The following is a 1,233-nucleotide window of genomic DNA, read 5'->3' as shown; positions in this document are numbered from 1 at the left end:
TGTCCTCGTTCACAATGCGCAGGTCCACAAGCGGCAATGGGAGGCCGGTTTTGCAGCGCAGGCGCAGTTGTTCGTCGGGCTCGAGCGTCTCGCTGCCGGGTTGAAGCTGGGCGACACTCAGGAGCGGACAAGTCTCCGACATGCCGTAGCCCGCGAAGATATCAATGCCCCGCTCGAGCGCGGCACGCGCGAGTCCCTGAGGCAGGGCGCCCCCGCCGATGATCACTTTCCACCTGCTCAGGTCGACCGTCTTTGCTTCGCCGCAATTGAGCAGCATGTGCAGGATGGTTCCGACGCAATGCGAGAACGTGACCCCTTCGTCGCGCACGAGCTTGACGAGCCGCTCCGGCACGTAGCGGCCCGGATAGACCTGCTTCACGCCCAGCACGGTGGCGATGTAGGGCATGCCCCACGCGTGGACATGGAACATCGGGGTGATCGGCATGTACACGTCGCCGCGATGAAAACGCTGGCCCGATACCGGGCTTGCGAGCGCCGCCATCCCCGTGATCGTGTGCAGAACCAGTTGCCGATGCGAAAAATAGACGCCCTTCGGCAAGCCGGTGGTGCCCGTCGTGTAGAACGTTGTGGCGCGCGTGTTTTCGTCGAAGTCGGGGAAATCGTAGGCGGGCTCGCTCGCAGCAAGCATGCTCTCGTATTCGTCGGCGAACGGGATCGTGTGCGCGCAGGCTTCAGCGTCCTTGTCATCAATGAAGATGAAGGTTCGCACCGATTCCAGCTCGCCCCGGATCGCTTCGACCACCGGCAGGAAGTCTCTGTGGACGAGCAGGATCTGCGCGCCCGCATGATTGATCGTGTAGGCGATCTCCGCAGGCGATAGCCGCACGTTGACCGTCTGCAGCACGGCGCCCATCATGGGTATCGCGAAGTAGGCTTCGAGATAGCGATGGCTGTCCCAGTCCATCACCGCGACGGTGGTGCCGTGTTGCGCGCCGAGCTTCGCGAGGCCGCCGGCCAGGCGCGCGATGCGCTTGCCGAGCGTGCGGTAGGTCATGCGCTCGTCGCCACGGTAGACGATCTCCTGATCGGGCGTCTGGGTGAGCGGTGTGTGCAGCAAATGCTTGATCAGCAACGGATAGGCATAAGCCGCTGGCATTGATTCGAGAACTGCGTCCTGCATGTCAATCTCCTTGGTCCGGCGATGGTTCGCCGGATAAACCGTTCGATTCGTCCTGGGGCTCGCGCGCCGCTATCGGAGGCGAAGCGTTCAAA

1 protein-coding gene is annotated in these 1,233 nt (G+C 62.9%); it reads right to left on the bottom strand.

Going from position 1 to position 1,233, the window contains the following annotated elements:
• The coding region (locus tag AWB67_RS38130) for an AMP-binding protein (protein WP_087660888.1) at positions 1-1,141 on the bottom strand (1,141 nt) is incomplete at its 3' end.
• Positions 1,142-1,233: the final 92 nt, after the last annotated feature.

The organism is Caballeronia terrestris, from assembly GCF_001544515.1.
Classification (GTDB): Bacteria; Pseudomonadota; Gammaproteobacteria; order Burkholderiales; family Burkholderiaceae; genus Caballeronia; species Caballeronia terrestris.
This window is presented reverse-complemented; position numbering and strand designations above follow the sequence as displayed.